The following is a 23,710-nucleotide window of genomic DNA, read 5'->3' on the forward strand; positions in this document are numbered from 1 at the left end:
TTTTCGGGTTGTATGGTTAAGTGACTAAGCGTACACGGTGGATGCCTTGGCAGTTGGAGGCGATGAAGGACGTACTAACTTGCGATAAGCCTAGTTGAGCTAGTAAGAAGCACTTGAGACTAGGATTTCCGAATGGGGAAACCCAGTGGATTTATCCACTATCTTTAACTGAATACATAGGTTAAAGAGGCGAACGAGGGGAACTGAAACATCTAAGTACCCTTAGGAAAAGAAATCAACCGAGATTCCGTAAGTAGCGGCGAGCGAACGCGGATTAGCCCTTAAGTTTGATAAGATGCAGTGGAACACTCTGGAAAGTGTGGCGATAGAGGGTGACAGCCCCGTACACGAAGTGTGTTATCAAATGAAATCGAGTAGGTCGGGACACGTGTTATCTTGACTGAATATGGGGGGACCATCCTCCAAGGCTAAATACTCCCAACTGACCGATAGTGAACCAGTACCGTGAGGGAAAGGCGAAAAGAACCCCTGTGAGGGGAGTGAAATAGAACCTGAAACCGTGTACGTACAAGCAGTAGGAGCACCTTCGTGGTGTGACTGCGTACCTTTTGTATAATGGGTCAGCGACTTACATTTTGTGGCGAGGTTAACCGAATAGGGTAGCCGTAGGGAAACCGAGTCTTAACTGGGCGTCCAGTCGCAAGGTGTAGACCCGAAACCGGGCGATCTAGCCATGGGCAGGTTGAAGGTTGAGTAACATCAACTGGAGGACCGAACTCACTAATGTTGAAAAATTAGGAGATGACCTGTGGCTCGGAGTGAAAGGCTAATCAAGCCCGGAGATAGCTGGTTCTCCCCGAAATCTATTTAGGTAGAGCCTTGGACGAATACCATTGGGGGTAGAGCACTGTTTGGGCTAGGGGGTCATCCCGACTTACCAACCCCATGCAAACTCCGAATACCAATGAGTACTATCCAGGAGACACACGGCGGGTGCTAACGTTCGTCGTGGAGAGGGAAACAACCCAGACCGCCAGCTAAGGTCCCCAAGTTATGGTTCAGTGGGAAACGATGTGGGAAGGCATAGACAGCTAGGAGGTTGGCTTAGAAGCAGCCATCCTTTAAAGAAAGCGTAATAGCTCACTAGTCGAGTCGGCCTGCGCGGAAGATGTAACGGGGCTAAACCATACACCGAAGCTGCGGCAGTAGTTTTACTACTGGGTAGGGGAGCGTTGTGTAAGCTGTTGAAGGTGTGTCGAGAGGCATGCTGGAGGTATCACAAGTGCGAATGCTGACATGAGTAACGATAATGGGGGTGAAAAACCCCCACGCCGGAAGACCAAGGGTTCCTATCCCATGCTAATCAGGGTAGGGTAAGTCGGCCCCTAAGGCGAGGCTGAAAAGCGTAGTCGATGGGAAACGGGTTAATATTCCCGTACCGATGTATATTGCGATGGGGAGACGGAGAAGGCTAGGTAAGCGCGGCGTTGGTTGTCCGCGTGAAAGTGAGTAGGTTGAGAGTTTAGGCAAATCCGGACTCTTAAGACTGAGACACGAGACGAGACTCTACGGAGTCGAAGTTATTGATGCCCTGCTTCCAGGAAAATCCTCTAAGCTTCAGATATGCACGACCGTACCCGAAACCGACACAGGTGGTCAGGTAGAGAATACTAAGGCGCTTGAGAGAACTCGGGTGAAGGAACTAGGCAAAATAGTACCGTAACTTCGGGAGAAGGTACGCCGCTGTTGGTGATGAGCTTTACGCTCTAAGCTGATAGCGGTCGCAGTGACCAGGTGGCTGGGACTGTTTATTAAAAACACAGCACTCTGCAAACTCGAAAGAGGACGTATAGGGTGTGACACCTGCCCGGTGCCGGAAGGTTAATTGATGGGGTTAGCGTAAGCGAAGCTCTTGATCGAAGCCCCGGTAAACGGCGGCCGTAACTATAACGGTCCTAAGGTAGCGAAATTCCTTGTCGGGTAAGTTCCGACCTGCACGAATGGTGTAACCATGGCCACGCTGTCTCCACCCGAGACTCAGTGAAATTGAAATCGCTGTGAAGATGCAGTGTACCCGCGGCTAGACGGAAAGACCCCGTGAACCTTTACTACAGCTTGGCACTGAACATTGAACCTACATGTGTAGGATAGGTGGGAGGCTTTGAAGCATTGTCGCTAGATGATGTGGAGCCGCCCTTGAAATACCACCCTTGTATGTTTGATGTTCTAACTTAGTCCCCTTATCGGGGATGAGGACAGTGTCTGGTGGGTAGTTTGACTGGGGCGGTCTCCTCCCAAAGAGTAACGGAGGAGCACGAAGGTTGGCTAAGTACGGTCGGACATCGTACGGTTAGTGCAAAGGCATAAGCCAGCTTAACTGCGAGACAGACACGTCGAGCAGGTGCGAAAGCAGGTCTTAGTGATCCGGTGGTTCTGAATGGAAGGGCCATCGCTCAACGGATAAAAGGTACTCCGGGGATAACAGGCTGATACCGCCCAAGAGTTCATATCGACGGCGGTGTTTGGCACCTCGATGTCGGCTCATCACATCCTGGGGCTGAAGTCGGTCCCAAGGGTATGGCTGTTCGCCATTTAAAGTGGTACGCGAGCTGGGTTTAGAACGTCGTGAGACAGTTCGGTCCCTATCTGCCGTGGGCGTTTGAGAATTGAGAGGGGTTGCTCCTAGTACGAGAGGACCGGAGTGAACGAACCGCTGGTGTTCGGGTTGTCATGCCAATGGCACTGCCCGGTAGCTACGTTCGGAATCGATAACCGCTGAAAGCATCTAAGCGGGAAGCGAGCCTCGAGATGAGTTCTCACAGGACTTTAAGTCCCTGAAGGGTTGTTTAAGACTAAGACGTTGATAGGCAGGGTGTGGAAGCGCTGTAAGGCGTTGAGCTAACCTGTACTAATTGCCCGTGCGGCTTAACCATACAACACCGAAGCGGTGTTGGATGTGAACGACACAGAAAACGACACTAGATAGAGTGTGTTATACCGGCTCAGATAGAGTTTAAAGTATTTATCAGCGCAGTCCGAATTATACAGAATATGTCTGGCGGCCATAGCGACGTGGAACCACCTGAATCCATTCCGAACTCAGAAGTGAAACATGTCAGCGCCGATGGTAGTGTGGGGATTCCCCATGTGAGAGTAGGTCACCGCCAGGCTTTTATACGAGAAAAACCCCAGCCCGAAAGGCTGGGGTTTTTTCGTATATGCGCCCGGCTATGGCCTACTCGAGAGTAGGGTGAAGCAGGTTCTTGATGAAGCCAACAATTTGGCTTCATCCTGCTGAACGGGCTGAGCTCTGCGAAGGCCTGTCCAGGCTTAAAGCCCTTCGCGTTGAGCGAGGGGCTTTTTGTTTGGGTTCCACCTATGTATACATCCATGTAGCATCGCCCGACTCGGCATCCATGCCTCGCGTAAAAACCTAAACGAGCTGTGCTCGCTTCGGGCGGTTTTTACCCATGTAGCATCCCCCGGCTCGGCGTTCATGCCTCGCGTAAAAACCTAAACGAGCTGTGCTCGCTTCGGGCGGTTTTTACCCATGTAGCATCCCCCGGCTCGGCGTCCATGCCTCGCGTAAAAGCCTAGCGAGCAGTGCTCGCTTTAACGGCTTTTACCCTGTACAGGCTTAAAGCCCTTCGCGCTGAGCGAGGGGCTTTTTGTTTATATATCCCCCGATATCGAACAAGGCTGGGGTTTTTTCGTATATTTGCCCGGCTAACGTACGGACCGCTGTGCGATCTGCACAGTGATGGTTAACGGTTTGGCTTATTAAAAACAGTGCTCGTTAACAAACCCGCTTAAATCTGGGGAATCTTGGTAAGTCATGTGTAGTTAATCCTGTGTGTTCGATACATACAGTTGTACCAATACTAGGAGGATCTTCACGTAATCGGTCCGTTAAGCCGCTACCTACGTAAAACTCCTGACCTTGTTCATTTCTTACTTTTAATGATCCTACTGCGTCGTAGTATTTTCCATTACCTTGTTTGTAGCCGATCACGCTTACGCGCATATTATCGGTTGGCTTGTATTTTAATAACTGGTTGGTCCGGCCTGGGTTATAAAGATTATCTCGGTGTTGCAACATGAGTCCTTCGCCACCTTTGTTAGTTATGGCTTCGAACAGCGCGCTTAATTCCAAAACGTTGTTAACTGTTGTTTGTGGAATAAGAAATACAGTGCTGTCTTCGGTATTTGGATCTATAAAATCTTTGAGACGATTGTAACGTTCATGGAAACCTTCGTTACTAATGGATACGTCGAAAACACCAAACTTCACCTCTCGCCATTCTTGCCTGCTCGGATCATCTCTATTAATTAGCCCAGAAACAAAGGAAAACCTTCCTCTGCCAGCCCATAGTTCGCCGTGCACAGGCAGAGGTGGTAATGCTGATTTGATTCGTTCGGGTACTTTGATTTCGATACCTTGGCGGGAAATCAGGTTTGTTCCAGTCCAAAACGCACGGACACCGTCTAATTTTTCACTGATCATGTAATCTTGTATCGATGGAGGAACTTCATCCATGTCCACTCCATGCATCAATAATAGTTGGTCTATGGTTTCATGCCATTGAGAAACTTTATCGTTACTTGGAGGTCTTAAAACGGGTACGGGTAGCTCTGATGGTGAAAGTGTTGCGGACATTATTAAAGTTGCGAATAACATGAAAGACCTCCTTGTTTATTTCAGTATTAAAGGTGCCTACGCAAAATGAAAGCTGAGTACGCAATTGCGTACAATAGGAATTACAGGCAAAAAAAAGCCCGTTCGATTGGAACGGGCAAAGTAACAACAACAAGGAGGAAGTAAATCCAGGAACTATGATGAGTAAATCTCATCCACCAAAGTGAAAAGCGACAACCTTTCGGAATTTTGGTGTAGGGCATATGCCCCCTGAACACGAGATGCATTATACGGCTGGTGGAAACTTGTTCAAACGAGAAATACTGGTTGTTCGGATTAGAAAAAATAATGCGTTAAGCTTTTGTAAATCAAATTAACGGTACAAAAATTATACATCTTTGAGCTAACTAATTGAAAAAGAAGAACATGGCTATTTTGGTCGATATTTGAACTATAAAAAAATGTTCGGTGAAAAAATGTACCGAAGGTATGTATTTAACGCCTAGAAATTAATCATTTGTACGATACTGCGTTAAAGATAGTGTTAACCATTTAAAATCAGGAATGGCTTCGGTTATAGTTGAGGACTCGTTTAAATGATTGGAAATATAGATGTTTGAATGGCCAGTGCGTGTTTATTACGAGGACACTGATGCAGGTGGTATCGTTTATTATGCAAACTATCTAAAATTTATGGAAAGGGCTCGCACTGAATGGCTACGTTCGTTTAATGTAGAGCAAGAATTTTGGCTCGCAACGGGTATTGGGTTCGTAGTTCGAAACGTTGAGTTGGACTTGCGAGGCCCTGCAAGATTAGACGATGTTTTAAACGTGTCTTGTGAGCCGATTAAAGTAAAAAAAGCGTCAATTGAGTTTCGTCAAACCATTACGAATCAACATAACAAGGTAATTTGCAGCGGTTATGTGAAAGCTGCCTGCGTAACTCTTGAGGCTATGAAACCTACCGCGATACCGCGCGAAATTATTGAGGGAATCTCCAGTGGAATTTGAAATGTCCTTTTTAGATTTGTTTTTGCAGGCGAGTTTAGTTGTAAAAGCTGTCATGATCTTACTTCTACTCATGTCTCTTTTTTCTTGGGCTCTAATATTCCAAAGACGTTCTGTTTTGTCGAAAGCCCAAAAACAAGCGGTTAAATTCGAAGACAAATTCTGGTCCGGAGTGGACCTCGCTAAACTTTATAAAGAAATTTCAGCTCAAGGGAATAAACTCCAAGGCATTGAGCATCTTTTCCATTCCGGCTTCCGTGAATTTGCTCGCCTACGCGGTACCCATAGTAACGACGCATCTGCCATTATTATCGGCTCGCAACGTGCTATGCGCGTTGCACATTCAAGAGAAATGGATAGATTGGAAAAGAACTTGTCGGTACTCGCCACTGTAGGTTCGGTCAGCCCGTACATCGGCCTATTTGGTACTGTTTGGGGCATCATGAACGCTTTTATCGCGTTAGGGGGAGTACAGCAAGCTACGCTACAAATGGTTGCTCCAGGTATAGCAGAGGCGCTGGTTGCAACTGCAATTGGTCTTTTTGCCGCTATTCCAGCTGTTATGGCGTATAACCGTTTAACTTATAAAGTTGAACTACTCGACAATAGTTACGTTAATTTTGCCGAAGAGTTCACCTCAATTTTACAGCGTCAAACTGTCGCATCACCAAGCCAACAACCGATAAATGAAGGGCTTGCGAATGAGTGATTTCATCGTTAGAAGGCGAAAGCGTAAGCCGATAGCGGAAATGAACGTTGTTCCGTATATCGACGTTATGTTGGTGCTTCTAATTATCTTCATGATCACTGCGGGTTTGATTTCTCAGGGTGTGGAAGTGGACCTTCCGCAAGCCGAGGCAGCAGCTCTTGGTGAAGATGAGCCGTTACCTATCGTTGCAACCGTAGACAAAGACGGCGTTTATTACCTAAGTGTGGAAGGCGGTACAGCGGAAGAAATGTCTGCGGTAGATCTGGCAACGCTTGTCGCAGCGCATATTCAGGTTGATGCTGACACACCTGTAGTCGTTCGTGGCGATGGTGCTGTTGAATATGCAAAAGTGGTACAGCTTATGGTGTTGTTGCAACGAGCTGGTGTACCTTCTGTAGGACTAATGACGGAATCACCGGAGTCGTAGTATGAGCCAAGTAAGTTTGGGCGGTGCATTAATAAAGAGCGTGTTGTTGCACGTAGCGTTAGTTGCAGTCTTGCTAGTGAGTGCTGACTTTTCTCCTGCAGAGCTCCCTACAGTTGAAATGACCGAAGGTGAGACCTCGACACAAGAACAAACCGAAATTATCAATGCAATTACGGTAGACCAGCAGCAGGTTCAAGCTCAGGTAGAGCGAATTCAGCAACAGCGTGAGCAAGCGCGACAACAAGAAGCCGCTCGCGTGGCGGAATTAGAGCGCCGAGCCAGGGAGGCTCAACAGCGCAGAGAACGTGAACAAGCCGAAGCTAGGCGTGCAGAGCAACAGCGGCGTGAACAGGAACAAGCGGCGCGTGAAGAAGCGGAGCGCCTAGAGCAAGCGAGGCAAGAAGCTGCAGAAAGATTGCGCCAACAGCAAGAAGAAGCTGAACGGTTAGAAGCCGAGCGTAGAGAAAGAGAAGAGCAAGAGCGTCGTGAAGCTGAAGCAGAACGCTTGCGCCAAGAACAAGAGCGATTATTACGTGAGCAAGCAGAGCAAGAGCGTGCAGAACGCGACCGAGTTCGTCGTCAACGTGTGTTGAGCGAAGTTGAACGTTTCCAAGCGTTAATTCGTCAAACCATTCAGCGCAACTGGCTGACAGACTCTTCGATGCGTGGGAAGTCGTGTGAACTGAGAATTAGCATCGCACGGGACGGCTTTGTAACCAACGTACAAGTTGGAGAAGGCGACAAAGCTGTGTGTGACTCTGCACGAGCTGCGGTACTGAGAGCAGGAACACTGCCTGTGTCCGAAGACCCTGATGTGTACCGTGAAATGAGCAATATTTTATTACGAGTAGAACCAAACCTATAAAATGAGTGGAGTTTTCATGAAGCGTTTTGGAGTTTTTTTAGTTGTTTTAACCTTTCTACTGGCGAGTAAAGCTTCGTTTGCCACTCTCGAAATTGTCATTACGGAAGGTACAGACAGTGCTCGCCCGATAGCTGTGGTGCCTTTTAAATGGCAAGGGCAAGGTGAAGCTCCGTATAACTTCACTGAAGTTATTGGTTCTGACTTAATTCGTTCCGGCCAATTTAGCCCTGTTTCGATAGATGAACTACCATCTTTACCATCTAACGACCGAGAAATTGAGAACTACAGTACCTGGGCGCGTTTGGGCGTTGAAGGTGTGCTTGTTGGTTCCGTGGCGGAGTTTGCTCCAGGGCGTTATGAGGTGACCTACCAGTTAATCGACCCACTACGCGGTCAAATTACCGGCGGAATGTCGGAGTATTTCGATGAAGAAGGGATTGCGGTTGAGCAAGACCACATCCTTGAAGCTCGAACTTCTGTAGTTCTGGACACGCAGTTTCGTCAGTACGCACACCGTATCTCAGACGTTGTTTACGAGGCGCTTACAGGAGAGCGTGGGGCGTTTTTAACGCGCATTGCGTATGTTCGAGTGAACCCAGATGAAAACCTGCCTTATCAGCTCATGGTAAGCGACTACGACGGTGAAAATGAAAGACCACTGCTTCGCTCACCTCAGCCCCTGATGTCGCCGTCCTGGTCGCCTGACGGCTCACGTTTAGCTTATGTAAGTTTCGAAAATGGTCGTTCAGAAATTTTTGTACAAAACATTTATACGACAGAACGTGAGTTGTTAACGTCCTTCCCAGGAATTAACAGCTCACCTGCATGGTCGCCGGACGGTACTAAGCTAGCTATGGTGTTATCAAAAGACGGCGCGCCAGACATTTATGTGATGGATATTGAAAGCCGAGAGGTAAGGAAGATTACCGATCATTGGCGGATAGATACAGAACCAAGCTGGACGCCAGACGGTAACTCTCTTTTATTTACCTCAGAGCGCGGCGGATTACCGCAAATTTATCGCATTGATCTTGATAATGGCAGAGTTCGCCGTGTAAGTTTCAATGGCGAGTCGAACCTTGGTGGTGTGGTAACGCCTGATGGCGAGGGCGTTGTTATGGTGAACCGTGACGGCGGCGTTTACCACATAGCAAGACAAGATTACCCAACGGGTAATTTTCAACAGTTGACGCAAACTACTTTGGACGAATCCCCGAGTGTTGCGCCAAATGGTAGTATGATTATTTACAGCACGACTTACCAGAATCGTCAGGTTCTGGCTTTGGTTTCAATGGACGGACGTTTTCAGGCAAGGTTGCCAGCAGAGCGGGGTAGCATTAAAGCGCCTGCTTGGTCTCCATTTCTCTGATTTTGAAAAACGTGCTATGTTTTCTTCAATTTACGCGAATAATTAAGGAACGAAGTTATGCAACTCAACAAAGTACTCCAAGTTCTTTTGGTCGGAGCTAGCGTTTTAGTTTTTGCCGGTTGTAGTTCAACGTCTGACGAAGCGTCCGAGTCTAGTGAAACAACAGAGCGCTCACAAACTGGTGCATCAGAAGAGTCTGCGGGTAGCGGCGTACAAACCGGTGCGGCAGATCGAATCTTAACACCTGAAGAAGAACAAATTCGCCAGCGCGAAGAACGTCAGCAGCGTTATGCAGACCTGCGCCGCGACCATGTTTTGTATTTCGACTTCGACAATGCTGCAATTCGCGATGAATTCGCTGAACTGCTAGCGGCACATGCTGACTACTTAATGAGAAACCCTGCAGTAACGGTTGTTATCGAAGGACACACCGACGAGCGTGGTACTCCGGAATATAACATTGCTTTGGGTGAGCGAAGAGCTAAGTCTGTAGTTGAGTATATGGAAAGCTTGGGTGTTTCTCGCCAACAAATGACGATGGTGTCGTATGGCGAAGAAAAGCCGGTAGTTCGCCAAAGTAATGAAAGAGCTTGGTCTCAAAATCGTAGAGCTGTGTTGGTTTACTAAGGCTGTAGTGGCTGGAGATTAGAATATGAAATGGACGACATCACTGATTGCTTTTGCAGTTACCGGTGTAGCATTTGCAGCAGGCCCCGCGCCTGTTGTGAGCTTAGCGCAAGCTCAACAAGAAACCGTTGAAGAGCGTGTGGCTCGTTTAGAACGTGCTTTTGAAGCTCGCCAGTCGGGTCAGGCTAGAATGCTGCAGCAACTGAATCAGTTACAACGTGAAATCAGTGAGCTTCGTGGCATTACCGAGCAGCACGCGAATCAGCTAGACCAGATTCTGGAACGTCAACGCGATCTTTATCAAGAAATTGACCGTCGCATTTCAGAAGTGAGAGGCTCTGGTTCATCACTGGGCACGTCTGTGGACATGAGTACAGGCTCAGGTGAGGTTTCGGAAAATGAAACTGCCTATGACCGAGCGATTCGCTTGGTACTGGAAGAACGCCGTTATGATCTAGCAATTCCAGAATTCGAGAGTTTTATAGCAACCAATCCTGACTCACCCTACCGCAGCAATGCACATTATTGGTTAGGGCAGCTCTATTTGGTTGAAGAAAACTATGCTGAAGCCGAGTCGAACTTTTCTACCGTGGTTGATATGTACCCAGATTCGTCAAAACGAGCAGACTGTATTTATAAATTAGGTTTGATCAAATTGGCGACGGGTGACACTGCAGCTGCACAAGAATATTTTAATCGTGTTCAGTCTGAATACCCCGATTCAACAGAAGCAGGTTTAGCACAACAGCAACTCGATTCTTTGTAAGTACACGTTAACTAGTTGTTAAAACTAGGTCGGTTTTTGGACGTATTGTTCAGAAGATCGTCGATAGCATGTAAACAGAGAAAAAAAATGTCTTAAATACGCGCTTTATAGTTGCAAGGCGCGTCTTTTTCAGTAAACTATGCCGCCGTTGTCGAGGTTAGCGAAATCTTGGCAACGGAACGGAATGGGTCGTTAGCTCAGTTGGTAGAGCAGTTGACTTTTAATCAATTGGTCGCTGGTTCGAATCCAGCACGACCCACCAATTCCGACCACTTTAGAGATGGGTCGTTAGCTCAGTTGGTAGAGCAGTTGACTTTTAATCAATTGGTCGCTGGTTCGAATCCAGCACGACCCACCATCTAAACCTCTCCTAGTAAGCCCAAATCATCCAGTAGCAATAAATACCACCAAAGTTAATACGTGAAGCTCGAAGTGATCCAATTTCGCTTTCATTGTATAATTTGAGTTTGGATTAAAGAATTGTCGATTAGCCATTGAGAAGTGATAAAGAATGGGACAAGCATTACGCATTGAAACTTATGATTTTCCGCCAAAACCTGCTCCATTGAGTGAAGCAGAAAAGCAGGCGTATCGTGAGCGTATAAAACAACTGCTGAAAGAGCATAACGCAGTTTTGGTTGCGCATTACTACACAGATCCTGAAATTCAAGCGCTTGCCGAGGAAACCGGTGGTTGTGTGGCCGATTCTCTAGAAATGGCTAGGTTTGGTGCTAAGCACGACGCAGACACATTGATTGTCGCGGGTGTGAAATTCATGGGCGAAACTGCGAAAATTCTTACGCCGCAGAAAAAAGTGCTCATGCCAACTTTAGAAGCTACATGCTCGCTTGATCTGGGCTGTCCGCCAGAAGATTTCGCCGAGTTTTGTGACCAACATCCGGACCATACGGTTGTTGTGTATGCAAATACCTCTGCAGCGGTGAAGGCTCGTGCAGACTGGGTCGTTACTTCAAGCATTGCGCTAGACATTGTTGAACATCTGGACGCCAAAGGTGAGAAAATCTTGTGGGCACCAGACAAGCATTTAGGTGGCTACATCGCCAAGCAAACAGGTGCCGACATGCTGTTATGGCAAGGTGCGTGTATTGTACATGACGAATTTAAGTCAAAAGCACTTCTTCAGTTAAAAGAACAATATCCAGATGCAGCCGTTCTTGTGCACCCGGAATCTCCGGATAGCGTGGTGGAAATGGCAGACGCTGTGGGTTCAACCTCGCAGTTGATTAAAGCAAGCCAAGAGCTCCCAAACGAACGCTTCATTGTGGCTACTGACAAAGGCATTTTCTACAAAATGCAGCAATTGTCACCCAACAAGTCGTTTATTGAAGCGCCTACTGGTGGACACGGTGCTACGTGCAGAAGCTGTGCCCATTGCCCTTGGATGGCAATGAATGGCTTAGCCGCAATTGAACAAGCTTTAGTGAGCGGTGGGAAAGAACATGAAATTCATGTGGACCCTGCAGTTGCAGAAAAAGCGATGATTCCATTGAATCGTATGTTGGACTTTTCTGTGAGCAAATAATGAAGAGTGTGCTCTGGTTAGGCTTTGGAGATATTGCGCAGCGTACTGCCACTTTATTTCCAAAGTCAGTCCAGGTATCTGGCGTAAAGCGGAGCCCTATGACTGCATCAGAGCATGTGTCTATGCTCTACGGTGATATATCATCTGCAACGTTTTTAAAATCTACCCTACAGTCTGTTAAGCCAGACGTTATCGTTATTACCCTTACTCCTAGCGAGTTCTCCGAAGAAGGCTATCAAACCTCTTACATTCAACCCGTTAAAACTCTTACGCAAGCCCTGCTCGAGGTGGGTATAGCGCCAAGAGTCCTATTCGTATCGAGCACCAGTGTTTATGCGCAGTCTTACGGGCATTGGGTGAATGAAGAGTCAGAGACCGCACCATCAGGCTTTTCCGGAAGAACTATGCTTGAGTGTGAGGCGCTACTTGCAAATTATCCTGGGCAATCTACTGTAGTGCGTGCTTCTGGAATCTATGGACCTGGGCGTACTCGACTATTGGACAACCTTAGAGAAGGTCGTATTGCATTAAACGACAATTGGACCAATCGCATACATTCGGATGACTTAGCAGGCGTGATAATTCATTTGCTAAACGCGCAGCAGAAACTAAATCATGACGTGGTTATCGCCACCGATAACGAGCCGTCAATACAGTCGGAAGTTTATACTTGGCTGGCGGAGCTATTAAACATTGAAATTAGCAAAACTTCTGAACGTAACACGCCTGTACGAGGTGCAAATAAACGGTTGAGTAACCAAAAGCTAGTCGCCACTGGGTTTGAATTTCGCTATTCTAGCTACAAAGACGGATACAAAGCGCTTCTTGACTAACACAAGGGCTTCTCGTGAATAGCTTACATCGTATATTAGGGCCTCTGGCCGGTTTATTTGCTTACGGTATTAGTAGAACCCTTGGCATGCCTGAGCAGGCTTCCTGGATGTTAGGCACGCTTGTTTGGGTTGGTTGGTGGTGGATCAGCGAGGCCATCCCTCTTGCTGTTACTTCACTTTTACCTTTCGTACTTATTCCTCTTGGTGGCGTTTCTGATTTCCGAGAAGTTAGTGGTGCACTCGGCAATCACATTATAATTCTTTTCATGGGCGCCTTTATGCTTGCTAAAGCGGTCGAGGTCAGCGGTGTGCACCGCAGAATGGCCCTTAAAATTGTGCATGTGATTGGCGCCAACGATGGCAAACGTATCGTCCTTTCTTTTATGTTAGCTGCCGCTATTCTTTCGATGTGGATTTCCAATACCGCGGCAGTTCTTGCACTTCTCCCCGTTGCACTGGCGATGGCAGACGCGTCATCGGAGCGTTCTTTCCAGCGCGCTCTATTACTTGGCTTGGCTTATTCCGCGTCGCTAGGTGGCGTTGCAACGCTTATTGGCTCGCCACCTAACCTTATTTTTGCATCGGTTTATGAACGCTTTACTGAGCAAAGCTTTGGTTTTGTACAGTGGATGAAAATCGGTGTACCCATGCTGCTTCTTGGCTTGCCAGTGATTGGATGGTGGCTCACGCGTAACGTCAAGTTAAGCGATCCTTTAGAATTGCCAGAGCAAGGTCAAATGAGTGTTGCTGAGAAGCGCGTACTCATGGTGTTTGGAACGGTTGTTTTGTTGTGGGTGTTCCGAACTGAACCTTTTGGCGGATGGACTGGATGGTTTAATTTTAACGGGGTAGGTGACGCTACAATAGCTTTAGCCGGTGTTGTCGCCATGTTTCTAGTGTCTGACGGAAAAGGTGAGCGTTTACTTAACTGGCAGCAGGCGCAAAGCATTCCTTGGGGGATTCTGTTGCTATTTGCTGGCGGAATTGCGCTTGCCTCTGGTGTTATGGACAGTGGTTTAAGCGAGAGTATAGGTAGCGCTCTGTCGGGTTTAACAGTATTGCCTTTGTGGTTATTGGTTTTTCTACTCACGCTCACAGTTTCATTTCTTACCGAAGTCACTTCAAATACAGCCACCGCAACGCTGCTGATGCCTATTTTAGCGGCAACAGGCGTAGCAACTGGGCTACCTATTGAAATACTCATGATTCCGGCGGTAATCGCTTGTAGCTGTGCATTCTGTTTACCCGTGGCTACACCTCCAAACTCAATTGTATTTAGCTCCAACAAAATAACAATTAAGGAAATGAGTTCAGAGGGAGTAATGCTCAATGTGCTCATGGCTGCAGTAACCACACTTGTGGTTATGGTGTTTGTTTAATATGAATTTTAAGGATTAAGATGAAAAAGTTCGTGTTTCCATTGTTTATGTCGTTGTATATGTCATTTCTCATGACCGGGCTTATTACTTGGGTAAACACTGGCATAGGAGCCGGCTTTTTTGGGCGATGGTGGGTGGCTTTTTACATCGCTTGGCCCATTGCTTTCGGGTTGGTTTTTTTGGGAGCCCAGCCTATTCGTAAGTTTGCTGAGAAAATTACGTCAACGTCTTAGAAATAGATACCAACAATCAATAAACTGTTTGAAATCGTGTGCTTTTTGCACTAAATTTACGTTAAATTAACAAAATAACGACAATCATCACAATTAGGTCAAATCATGCGTCTGCTCCCCTCTATTGCGGCTTCGTTGCTAGCCGTTACGCTTACGGGCTGTTTCAACGAAGAAAGCGTTGAAATTTATACCATTACCACCAATGCAGGCGAGGGCGGCTTAATTTCCCCACCTGTCACACAGGCAGAAACCGGTGAAGTGGTTCGTTTCTATATCGAGCCAGACGAGAACGCCATTATCAACGAAGTAACCGGTTGTGACGGCACGCTTAACGGCAACCTATATTTCACGCCTCCCATGAGTCAAGACTGTGAAATTACCGCAACGTTTTTAAGTACCGTAGTTGACCTACCTGACCGTGAAGTTTTCCCAGAAATAGACGCAACCATAGCCGTAGCCCCAGATGCAAACTACGGCTTTGTTCCTGGTTCAGTTCGTTTTACACCAACAACGGGAGGCGCCGCTAATCTTCCTGCGCCTTTGCCTGAAGGCGTGACCCCAAGTTCATCTTTGCTTGAATACCAAGTGCAAGTAGAAAACCCCGGTGACACCGCAACGATTACCATTACTTATGATGAACCTATTGGATTAGGGCATCGTCCCATGAAGTTTGGTCCTGCCGAGCCTGGGGCAGAGCCTACGTGGTTTGAAATTCCTTTTGATATGTTTACCTACAATCCGGACGGCAGAAGCATTGACTTGACCATTACCGATGGTGGTATTGGTGACCTTGATGGCGAGGTTAATGGGGTTATTGATGATCCTTTTGCTTTTTTTCAAGTTGAACCCGAGATTAGCCTGTTTCTTACAGACGAATTCGGCGTAATAGGTAGAGAAGGTCTCTACTCAAATTATAATAATGGCACAACGGTACCAGAAAACCCATTTGACTCATTTACCCCTGACCATTATGTGTTTCTGGAAGTCAATGATTTTGGCGTGGATAACCTTACAATCCCAAGCTTTTGGCGCGACAACGTGGGTGAGGCTTTTTCTGATGAAAATTTAGATACAGCATTCGAAGGGGTAGGCTGTAACGTATCAGCAGCGGAGTATAGTCCATATTTTGGAGCTATAGATACTACTATAGTAACTGTTGGAATTGAATTTGAAGGGCCGTCTTGCATAATTATTGGGAATGACTTTAGGAAACATGAGCTGAATGCCCCTTCCAACTCTGGTGTTACGTTTACCCCTGAACAGCACGACATTCATCGGAACTTAAAAGCAGAGTTCGTAGTGCATAACGAAAGTGGTCGTGCACTCAAAAATGTGACTGGTTGTGATGGTGGTGTGTGGAAGCCGGAAGAAAGTAAATATATCATCGAAAACGTGAGGGAAGATTGTACCGTTACTCCCGTCTTCGAACCATACGAAGTTTCCGCGTCAGCAGGATCTAACGGAGGTGTTGCTTGGCCTACAAGTGTTTCGGTTAACCCAGGAGAGACTGCATCGTTTGAGTTAATGCCGCACTCGGGTTATCGGACCGTTGAGCCTGTGGATAGCCAATGTGGTGGCACATTAGTCAGAGGTACTGACACTGATACTTTCACAACTGGACCTGTAAACTCAAATTGTGAAGTTAAGGCTTCTTTTGAACCAATAAATTTTACCGCTCGGGTAGGGCTGGAGCGGGAGCTGGAGCATGGTAGTATTTCGCCTATGTCCCAAACAGGGATACCGGGAACTCGATTTGAATTCACCGTAACTCCCGATGACGGCTATGAGATAGATAGATTCTTACCTGGTACCTGTACTACTGACCTTAAAGAGAGTATTGAACGCTCAGAAGTTCATTATGTATATGCGTTTAGAGGAGATTGTGAGTTTAGCGCGACTTTTAAGAAGCAGAGGGTTGTGGTTAATACCTCAGCCAATGAAGGTGGAACAGTAACTTTGGGTGATACAGGTTATTCGTCAATAGCCTTACAGCACGGAGCTACTACCCAGGTTTCTGTAAACGCAAACTCTGGATTTGGAATTTCTAGTGTGCAAGGAACAGAGTGCGGTGTTAACTACGCTCGCAACTCGAATGATCCTACAGAAAGTTCTCTGACCCTCAGTACCCAACCTATAACCAGCGACTGCAATATTACTGTAGAATTTGAAACTGCAGTCTATCAGCTTACAGGAGCTTCAAACGACGATAGTTTTGGAACTATTCAACCTCGTGATGAATTGGTTCTACATGGGCAGCCAGGCGTCTTTGATATTAATGAAATAGGCGAAGGGTATGAGTTAGTTCCGAGTTCTCTTTCAGCCTCCCCTGAATTGACTTGTAACGGAACACTGGTAGAAAGTGTTTATACAATCGAAGAAGTTACTGCTAATTGTATTGTAAGCGCTGATTTCGCAATAAAAACCTTCAAAGTTAGTGTGAGTCAAACTGGAAATGGAGAAATACATAATAATATAACAGAACAAAAGGTTGCACCGTACACGGTTGACGTAGCCTATGGCTCTAGGCTTCAGGTTGCATTTATCCCTGATGATGGATTTCTTTTAGGGCCCATAACTGGGTGCGGAGCCGAACTCTATATCGTAAATGGTGAGGTTGAAACATATAGAACGACCCCTGTTGTTGAAGATTGTCCAATAAACGTAGTGTTTACGCAGAAAGAATATCAAGTTTCGGTATCTGTTGTAGACAGCCGGAACGGAAGCGTAAGTATTGTCGGCACTTCGCCTACTCTTCATGGTGAAAGCGTGTCCTTTAACGTATCACCAAATGAAGGCTTAGTTTTAAATGCTGTGACTATTCCCGAAGGATGTGGAGAAGAACCAACCGATTTGGACGCAAATCCGCTAATTATAGGCCCCGTGACCACAGACAATTGTAATTATGAGTTTGAGTTTAAATACAAACAGTATGATGTTGGTTTGACTGTAAATGGAGAGGGCTCAATAACCTCAGTATTTGGTGATCCTGTTGGTGAAACTATTCAAGTTCAACACGGGCAAACGGTGGGTTTATTTGCAACTCCTAATGAAGGTCACAATCTAGCGTCTGTAACAACAACAGACTGCGGGGAGGTTACGCAGAACGAATTCACCGAAACTATCGGTTTGGTGTCAGAACCTATAGTCGGAGATTGTGATATAACGATCAATTTTGAACCCAATACATATCAAATCTCTACAGCCGCAGACAACGGTGGTTCTTGGAACCCCGAGTCAGCTTCCTTTACGCATGGGCAAAGAGCTATAGACTTTGAATTAACCGTTCCAACAGGCTACACGGTAAACTCTGTGACGGGTTGTAATTACGAGTCTTCGGGAAATATCTACTCGATTTCGGGTATAACTGACGACTGCACGCTTTCTGCAACACTTCGGTTGATTATTGAAGCACCGACGATTGACGAGGCGGACCCTGGCGATGGCGATGTGACTTTGTATTGGGAGTCAGTTGAAAATGCCGATTCATACAAGGCTTATTACGCTAAGGAAAGCATTGAGAATGTTGAAAATTATGCAAGCCTAGATGGTGGTAATGTAATTCCTTTCCCTACAACAATAGGCACAGTAATTTCGACCATCGAAGGACTGGAGAACAATACAGAATATTTCTTCAAAGTTACTACGGTTCAAGATGGCTTTGAAAGTGATGGTAGTAACCAAGTGAGCGCGATACCTGTTGCAGCTGGCGCGGTAGCTTTAGTTTTAAACGATACTGGGGCGGTAAATTGTGCCAGTGCCGTAAGTGCAAATGTTGGCTGTCCTAATCCGTCTGTGCCAGGACAAGACGCCGAACATGGCCGTGATGCCGACTTAACCGACAATAACCTCACGAAAGAAGGCGACGGTGTCGGTAGTTTAGATTTAACCAAACTGAATGCTGGTGGTGTTGCATTGACCATCCAAGATCAAGCATGGGATGTGAACGGTAACGAAGTTGTGGGAACGCAATGGAGTTGTGTGCAAGACAACGTGACAGGCTTGGTTTGGGATAGCCGTGTAAACGATGTAACGAACTATCGCCACAATGAAAACTATTACACTTGGTACAACCCAACGGCGACTGAGAATGGTGGTGATGAAGGTATTCAAGAAGAGACTTCGGGAAGTGGCCCGTTAGCCTGTGTGGACGGCATATGTAATGCCCAAGCTTACGTGGCAGAGCTTAACGCGAATGCTCACTGTGGCTTTACAGACTGGCGCTTGCCAACCATGCCTGAGATGTATGATTTGTTCGGTAGCGAGCATCGTGTAGATACTGACTACTTCCCTCACCTCGCGCTGCAGGAGCAGTACAAAACGTCGAACACGGTTAACTCTTTGCCTTCTGCTGGCTACTGTGTAAGCCCAGGAGTGTCGCCGAGTGTAATGCCGTGTCCGAAAGAATTCCCGGGGTTAGTTATGCCCGTGCGGTCAGGGCAATAAGGAGCAAAACTATGACAACAACATTTGGAAAACTCGGTTTGGCCCTTACTCTAATGCTGGGTACAACGGTGGCGTTCGCTCAACAAGTGTGCAATCCGAATTTAGAGGCGATGTCACCCGACAGTGAATTTGAGGTGCATGGCGACGGAACAGTTACGCATATACCCACAGGGTTGATGTGGAGTGCGTGCCTTGCGGGGCAAATGGCTATGTTTGGAGGTGTTTGTGAAGGCACCGCTTTTGAAAGCACTTGGGAGGAAGCTCATGTGCAGGCAGCACAAGCGGATTTTGGCAGTTATTTTGACTGGCGCTTACCGAATGTGAATGAATTGATGAGTATTGTAGAGTTAAAGTGCTCTGAACCTGCAATGAATTCGACGGTATTTACCACAGTGGGTGACGCGTTAACGTTATGGACAAGCACTCCGTCTACTTTCGATGGTGAAGGGAATGCTGTGATGATGCTCGATGGCACGCCGGTACCCACCTTTATGACGGAGACCCTCCCGTTTTTGCTGGTGCGGGAAAATTAACAGCCATTGGAAAGCTCATTTATCGATAACTGGAAGACAGATTTGCCTTCCAGTTTAATCTTCTTTTAATCATTTCTCCCTTCTTAACTGTAAGCGCTTTATGATCTTGTATTACGATGATGGATTTGATTGAAGTTGTATACTTTTTACACTAAATTAACACTTTGTTAAAAACGATAATTACCACAATCAGGAATTCTCATGCGTCTGCTCCCCTCTATTGCGGCTTCGCTGCTAGCCGTTACGCTTACGGGCTGTTTCAACGAAGAAAGCGTTGAAATTTATACCATTACTACCAATGCAGGCGAGGGCGGCTTAATTTCCCCACCTGTCACACAGGCAGAAACCGGTGAAGTGGTTCGTTTCTATATCGAGCCAGACGAGAACGCCATTATCAACGAAGTAACCGGTTGTGACGGCACGCTTAACGGCAACCTATATTTCACGCCTCCCATGAGTCAAGACTGTGAAATTACCGCAACGTTTTTAAGTACCGTAGTTGACCTACCTGACCGTGAAGTTTTCCCAGAAATAGACGCAACCATAGCCGTAGCCCCAGATGCAAACTACGGCTTTGTTCCGGGTTCAGTTCGTTTTACGCCAACAACGGGAGGTGCCGCTAATCTTCCTGCGCCTTTGCCAGAAAATATCAACCCGAGTTCTTCACTCCTAGAATACTCTGTAAAGCTCGAAACCCCGGGTGACACAGCGACCATTACCATTACTTATGATGAACCGATTGGGCTAGGCGATCGCCCAATGAAGTTTGGTCCGGAAAGTGCTGGAGCCGAGCCAACTTGGTACTACCTACCCTTTGAGATGTTCACATACGGTGATGATGGGTTGAGTATTGAACTCACCATTACTGATGGTGAGCTCGGTGACAGTGATGGTGAAAGAAACGGAATTATAGAAGATCCGCTTGTGTTTACGAAAGTGGGAGAGGGGGTGACAATTATTCAGACCGATGACGTTGGGGAGGGGTTTTTCGACGTTCACAATAGTTCACTTGTAGAAACTAATACTGGCAATGATATAAATCTAGTTGTGGCTTACAGTCCCTCTTACTTTGAGAGATGTGATGTTATCTGTCCAACTGCTCAAATTCTTGAATCTATGTACTTCACCGTTGGTTGTGCAATAGCGAAAAGTGGGGAAAATTCTCTTGCTATGTGGGTGAGTACGGTAGCGTACTTTTCTCTGAACTATAATGAAAACTCTACTTCCTGCACAATCCTCCTGAACCACCCCCACAAGTATCAGGTGAGCACTGAAAGGGTGGGGGGCATAACTTTTGCGCCTCGGTCACTAGAAGTTCACAGAAACTTGGGCGCCGAATTCAGTATTTCAATTCCACAGGGTGTTTTGGTAGAAGGAATTACTGGCTGTGATGGCGCTACCCTTAACGAGAGCAAAACGGTTGTTTCTGTTCCCCATGTTTTGGAACATTGCACGCTTACGCCCGTACTTGGCTCTTATACCGTTACCGCCCAAGTTGAGGGGGCAGGTGGCACCATAACGCCTCCTGCTAGAGATGTACAACCTGGAAACACGACAAGCTTTGAACTTACTCCTGAGCAGAATTTTGAGATTGGTGCGGTAAGTGGCTGTGGGGGAAGTCTTTCGGGTAATACTTATAGGACAGGACCCATTAATGCTGACTGCCAAGTAACCGCATCGTTTAATGAAATGCCTTACATGGTTTCTACGTCCGCCGGTGAGGGTGGAACCATTTCACCCACTTCCCGTGATGTGCGTACAAACGAAACAGTGGCATTTACCATATCCCCCCAGACGGGTTACCAAATCGATACTGTATCCGGGTGTCCAGGGGCGCTCGCTGGCTTTGTATACACCGCAGGACCTATTACGGGCAACTGTACGGTTTCTGCGACTTTTTCTTTGCAGTCAATTACTGTGACCGCTTCTGCAGGTGCGGGGGGAAGGATTACACCTAGTAGTAGGGTTGTAGATTATGGTTCCACAACAACGTTTACAGTCTCTCCCTACGGGGGCTACCAAGTTGACAACGTTACCGGTTGTGGAGGTCAGTTTAATTCAACAACCAATACATTTACCACAGGCACTATCACTGAAGTCTGTCATGTCAGTGCAAACTTCGAAACGGCTATTTATAACCTAACGGGTGTGCGCAGGGGTGCCGGCTCGGGCTCGGTTATACCCAGCTCACCCACCGTTGAGCATGGTCAAAGTGCATCCTTTACCATTACGCCAGAGGAGAACTCGACCATTGGCAAAATTACTGCGCAAGGTTGCTCCGGCGAGTTAAGTGGTAACACGTACTCAATTGCTTCCGTGGAGAATAATTGTTCGGTTGCTGTTGAATTTGACCTGATTACTTATGTCGTTTCTTTGAATCAAACTGGGAGTGGTCAAGTTCAAAACTCGCTCGGAACAGATTTTCCAGCCGACGTGGTTTTTGGAAATAATTTATATGTAGTCGCGGTTCCCGACAATGGACTTACGTTAGGTTCAATACAAGGTTGTAGTGTAACGCTGAGCGATATAACAGATCCAAGCGTGGATGCGGATATCTACAGTACGGAGCCCATTGTCGCGGACTGTACTATTGATGTTGTTTTCGAAGCTATAGAGTATCAAGTCTCAGCAATTGTGACTAACACGGCCGGCGGAAGTGTGAGTGCGGCCTCATCGACTGTTCTGCATGGTCAGGATGTGTCATTCAATGTCACTCCAAATGACGGATATCTTTTAAGCGCGCCTACGATCTCTGAAGGATGCGGTCAGCTTAAGAGCGACATAAATGCAAATCCAATCGTGATTGGCCCAGTGACTGCGGATAATTGCGCTTATGAATTCGCTTTTGAAATAAAGCAGTACACGGTGAATTTCAATAGAGTTGGGGAAGGCGTTATTACGGATATCTTCTCCCAACCGATGCCAGATAGTATTCAAGTAAATCACGGTCAAACGGTTGGGTTATTCGCGGCTGCGGCAACGGGTTACAACCTAGCTTCTGCAGAGGGCTGCGGTGGCTTTACTCAAAATCCAGTCCAGGAAATTATTGGCCTTGTTTCCGCGCCCGTGGTTGCAGACTGCACGGTGCAGATTGTGTTTGAGCTCAAGCAATACCAAATCACGACATCTGCTGATAACGGTGGATCTTGGAGTCCAGAATCAGCTACGTTCACGCATGGTCAGGAAGAAGCTATTGAGTTTACTTTGACGGTGCCAAGCGACTATGAAGTGAATTCGGTAACGGGGTGTGATTACACTGACTCAGGAAATGTGTACGCTGTCTCAGGTATTACCGCGGATTGCTCGCTGGATGCGACATTAAAGCTACAAATCGACGCACCAACTAACCTGAGTACGCAAGCGGGTGATGGCATGGTCACGATATACTTTGATTCGGTTGCTGATGCGGATTCTTATCAGGTTTATTATGCCAAAGAAAGTATTACGAACGTTGAGAACTACGCGAGTCTAGATGGCGGTGGCGTGACCACCTTCCCGAGCTCCATCGGTACGGTGATCGGTACGGTGCAGGGTTTAGATAATGATGTTGAGTACTTCTTTAAAGTCACCACTGTACAAGGTGCGTTTGAAAGTGATGGCAGTGCCCAAGTGAGCGCCACGCCGGTAAGTGCAGGAGCATCTGCAGGTGGCCTGAACGACACTGGCGCTACGAATTGTGCCAGTGCAATGAGTGCGAATGTGAGCTGCCTGAACTTTATGGTGCCCGACCAAGATGCAGAGCATGGACGTGACGCAGACCTAGCGAATAGTAACCTGACGAAAGAAGGTGACGGTGCGGGTAGCTTAGACTTAACCAAGCTCAATGCAGGTGGAGTTGCGTTAACGGTACAAGATCAAGCTTGGGACAATGGTGGTAATGAAGTTGTAGGCACCCAATGGAGCTGTGTGCAAGACAACGTGACCGGTTTAGTTTGGGACAGCCGGGTGAACGATGTAACGAATTATCGTCATAAAGAGAACTTCTACACTTGGTATAACTCAACGCCTACTGAGAACGGTGGAGATGCAGGGTTAGAAGAAGACACGATGGCTGTACCGCCATTCGCGTGTGTGGACGGTATTTGTAATACCGAAAGCTATGTTGCAGAGCTTAATGCGAGTGCGCACTGTGGCTTTACGGACTGGCGTTTACCAACCATGCCGGAAATGTATGACCTGTTTGGTAGTGAGCACCGGGTGGATGCGGACTACTTCCCGCATATCGTACCGATGACGCCTTATTGGACGGCGAACACGCTGAGTCAGAGTGTGGCTGAGGTGTTTTGTATGATGCCGGGTGTGCAGCCGAGTGTGAGCGCGTGCTTAAAGTCAGATGTTGGTCTAGTGATGCCGGTTCGCGCGGATTAATAGGGAGAGT

General features: G+C 47.0%; 15 protein-coding genes, 2 tRNA genes and 2 rRNA genes. 18 read left to right on the top strand and 1 reads right to left on the bottom strand.

Annotated features, from left to right (window positions below; translation table 11 throughout):
* Positions 1-14: 14 nt before the first annotated feature.
* Positions 15-2,894: ribosomal RNA gene (locus EYQ95_RS00005) — 23S ribosomal RNA — on the top strand.
* A 121-nt stretch (positions 2,895-3,015) separates the two neighbouring features.
* Positions 3,016-3,131, top strand: a 5S ribosomal RNA gene (gene rrf / locus EYQ95_RS00010).
* A gap of 626 nt (positions 3,132-3,757) precedes the next feature.
* On the opposite strand, the gene EYQ95_RS00015 is transcribed toward rrf, so the two are convergent.
* Positions 3,758-4,639 (bottom strand): DNA ligase, encoded by an 882-nt coding sequence (locus tag EYQ95_RS00015; RefSeq protein WP_111914813.1) that lies wholly within the window; start codon positions 4,637-4,639, stop codon positions 3,758-3,760.
* Between the two features lie 570 nt (positions 4,640-5,209).
* On the opposite strand from EYQ95_RS00015, the gene ybgC reads away from it, so the two are divergent.
* From ybgC to EYQ95_RS00095, 16 genes are all read left to right on the top strand, one after another.
* Entirely contained in the window at positions 5,210-5,608 is a 399-nt protein-coding gene (ybgC, locus tag EYQ95_RS00020; RefSeq protein ID WP_111914812.1) for a tol-pal system-associated acyl-CoA thioesterase, read from the top strand.
* Between the two features lies 1 nt (position 5,609).
* Complete coding sequence (gene tolQ, locus EYQ95_RS00025; protein ID WP_207916220.1) at positions 5,610-6,314, top strand: protein TolQ; 705 nt, start codon at positions 5,610-5,612, stop codon at positions 6,312-6,314.
* Complete coding sequence (tolR, locus tag EYQ95_RS00030; RefSeq protein WP_243618887.1) at positions 6,307-6,741, top strand: protein TolR; 435 nt, start codon at positions 6,307-6,309, stop codon at positions 6,739-6,741. The genes tolQ and tolR overlap by 8 nt, the downstream gene beginning before the upstream one ends.
* A 1-nt stretch (position 6,742) precedes the next feature.
* On the top strand, positions 6,743-7,606 hold the full coding sequence (gene tolA / locus EYQ95_RS00035; protein ID WP_111914810.1) for a cell envelope integrity protein TolA: 864 nt from the start codon (positions 6,743-6,745) through the stop codon (positions 7,604-7,606).
* 16 nt (positions 7,607-7,622) lie between these two features.
* The gene (tolB, locus tag EYQ95_RS00040) at positions 7,623-8,975 is read left to right on the top strand and encodes a Tol-Pal system beta propeller repeat protein TolB (protein WP_111914809.1); all 1,353 of its coding nucleotides are present in this window, start codon (positions 7,623-7,625) and stop codon (positions 8,973-8,975) included.
* Positions 8,976-9,032: 57 nt separating this feature from the next.
* Positions 9,033-9,602, top strand: a complete 570-nt coding sequence (pal, locus tag EYQ95_RS00045) for a peptidoglycan-associated lipoprotein Pal (RefSeq protein ID WP_111914808.1) — start codon at positions 9,033-9,035, stop codon at positions 9,600-9,602.
* Positions 9,603-9,627: 25 nt separating this feature from the next.
* Positions 9,628-10,368, top strand: a complete 741-nt coding sequence (gene ybgF, locus EYQ95_RS00050; RefSeq protein WP_111914807.1) for a tol-pal system protein YbgF — start codon at positions 9,628-9,630, stop codon at positions 10,366-10,368.
* A 186-nt stretch (positions 10,369-10,554) separates the two neighbouring features.
* Positions 10,555-10,630: transfer RNA gene (locus EYQ95_RS00055), tRNA-Lys, on the top strand.
* Positions 10,631-10,650: 20 nt separating this feature from the next.
* Positions 10,651-10,726 (top strand) — tRNA-Lys (locus EYQ95_RS00060).
* Between the two features lie 153 nt (positions 10,727-10,879).
* Positions 10,880-11,911 carry a quinolinate synthase NadA gene (gene nadA, locus EYQ95_RS00065; RefSeq protein ID WP_111914806.1) on the top strand — a complete coding sequence of 344 codons (1,032 nt, stop codon included), beginning with the start codon at positions 10,880-10,882 and terminating at the stop codon, positions 11,909-11,911.
* Entirely contained in the window at positions 11,911-12,744 is an 834-nt protein-coding gene (locus EYQ95_RS00070; RefSeq protein WP_111914805.1) for an NAD-dependent epimerase/dehydratase family protein, read from the top strand. Before nadA ends, EYQ95_RS00070 begins: the two co-directional genes overlap by 1 nt.
* 86 nt (positions 12,745-12,830) lie before the next feature.
* Positions 12,831-14,123 (top strand): DASS family sodium-coupled anion symporter, encoded by a 1,293-nt coding sequence (locus EYQ95_RS00075; RefSeq protein WP_111914867.1) that lies wholly within the window; start codon positions 12,831-12,833, stop codon positions 14,121-14,123.
* A 47-nt stretch (positions 14,124-14,170) separates the two neighbouring features.
* On the top strand, positions 14,171-14,356 hold the full coding sequence (locus EYQ95_RS27120) for a DUF2798 domain-containing protein (protein WP_369333882.1): 186 nt from the start codon (positions 14,171-14,173) through the stop codon (positions 14,354-14,356).
* A 105-nt stretch (positions 14,357-14,461) separates the two neighbouring features.
* On the top strand, positions 14,462-18,799 hold the full coding sequence (locus EYQ95_RS00085; protein WP_111914803.1) for a DUF1566 domain-containing protein: 4,338 nt from the start codon (positions 14,462-14,464) through the stop codon (positions 18,797-18,799).
* Between the two features lie 11 nt (positions 18,800-18,810).
* Positions 18,811-19,332 (top strand): DUF1566 domain-containing protein, encoded by a 522-nt coding sequence (locus EYQ95_RS00090; protein ID WP_111914802.1) that lies wholly within the window; start codon positions 18,811-18,813, stop codon positions 19,330-19,332.
* Positions 19,333-19,533: 201 nt separating this feature from the next.
* Entirely contained in the window at positions 19,534-23,700 is a 4,167-nt protein-coding gene (locus tag EYQ95_RS00095; protein ID WP_111914801.1) for a DUF1566 domain-containing protein, read from the top strand.
* Positions 23,701-23,710: the final 10 nt, after the last annotated feature.

This window comes from Lysobacter sp. N42 (assembly GCF_004344885.1).

What these genes read in the sequence shown, in the direction of transcription:
- tolA (WP_111914810.1), top strand. Translation starts at nt 6,743, where the DNA reads ATGAGCCAAGTAAGTTTGGGCGGTGCATTAATAAAGAGCGTGTTGTTG.
- tolB (WP_111914809.1), top strand. Translation starts at nt 7,623, where the DNA reads ATGAAGCGTTTTGGAGTTTTTTTAGTTGTTTTAACCTTTCTACTGGCG.
- EYQ95_RS00085 (WP_111914803.1), top strand. Translation starts at nt 14,462, where the DNA reads ATGCGTCTGCTCCCCTCTATTGCGGCTTCGTTGCTAGCCGTTACGCTT.
- ybgF (WP_111914807.1), top strand. Translation starts at nt 9,628, where the DNA reads ATGAAATGGACGACATCACTGATTGCTTTTGCAGTTACCGGTGTAGCA.
- EYQ95_RS00015 (WP_111914813.1), bottom strand. Translation starts at nt 4,639, where the DNA reads ATGTTATTCGCAACTTTAATAATGTCCGCAACACTTTCACCATCAGAG.
- tolQ (WP_207916220.1), top strand. Translation starts at nt 5,610, where the DNA reads ATGTCCTTTTTAGATTTGTTTTTGCAGGCGAGTTTAGTTGTAAAAGCT.
- EYQ95_RS00075 (WP_111914867.1), top strand. Translation starts at nt 12,831, where the DNA reads ATGCCTGAGCAGGCTTCCTGGATGTTAGGCACGCTTGTTTGGGTTGGT.
- nadA (WP_111914806.1), top strand. Translation starts at nt 10,880, where the DNA reads ATGGGACAAGCATTACGCATTGAAACTTATGATTTTCCGCCAAAACCT.
- EYQ95_RS00090 (WP_111914802.1), top strand. Translation starts at nt 18,811, where the DNA reads ATGACAACAACATTTGGAAAACTCGGTTTGGCCCTTACTCTAATGCTG.
- tolR (WP_243618887.1), top strand. Translation starts at nt 6,307, where the DNA reads ATGAGTGATTTCATCGTTAGAAGGCGAAAGCGTAAGCCGATAGCGGAA.
- EYQ95_RS00095 (WP_111914801.1), top strand. Translation starts at nt 19,534, where the DNA reads ATGCGTCTGCTCCCCTCTATTGCGGCTTCGCTGCTAGCCGTTACGCTT.
- pal (WP_111914808.1), top strand. Translation starts at nt 9,033, where the DNA reads ATGCAACTCAACAAAGTACTCCAAGTTCTTTTGGTCGGAGCTAGCGTT.
- ybgC (WP_111914812.1), top strand. Translation starts at nt 5,210, where the DNA reads ATGTTTGAATGGCCAGTGCGTGTTTATTACGAGGACACTGATGCAGGT.
- EYQ95_RS27120 (WP_369333882.1), top strand. Translation starts at nt 14,171, where the DNA reads ATGTCGTTGTATATGTCATTTCTCATGACCGGGCTTATTACTTGGGTA.
- EYQ95_RS00070 (WP_111914805.1), top strand. Translation starts at nt 11,911, where the DNA reads ATGAAGAGTGTGCTCTGGTTAGGCTTTGGAGATATTGCGCAGCGTACT.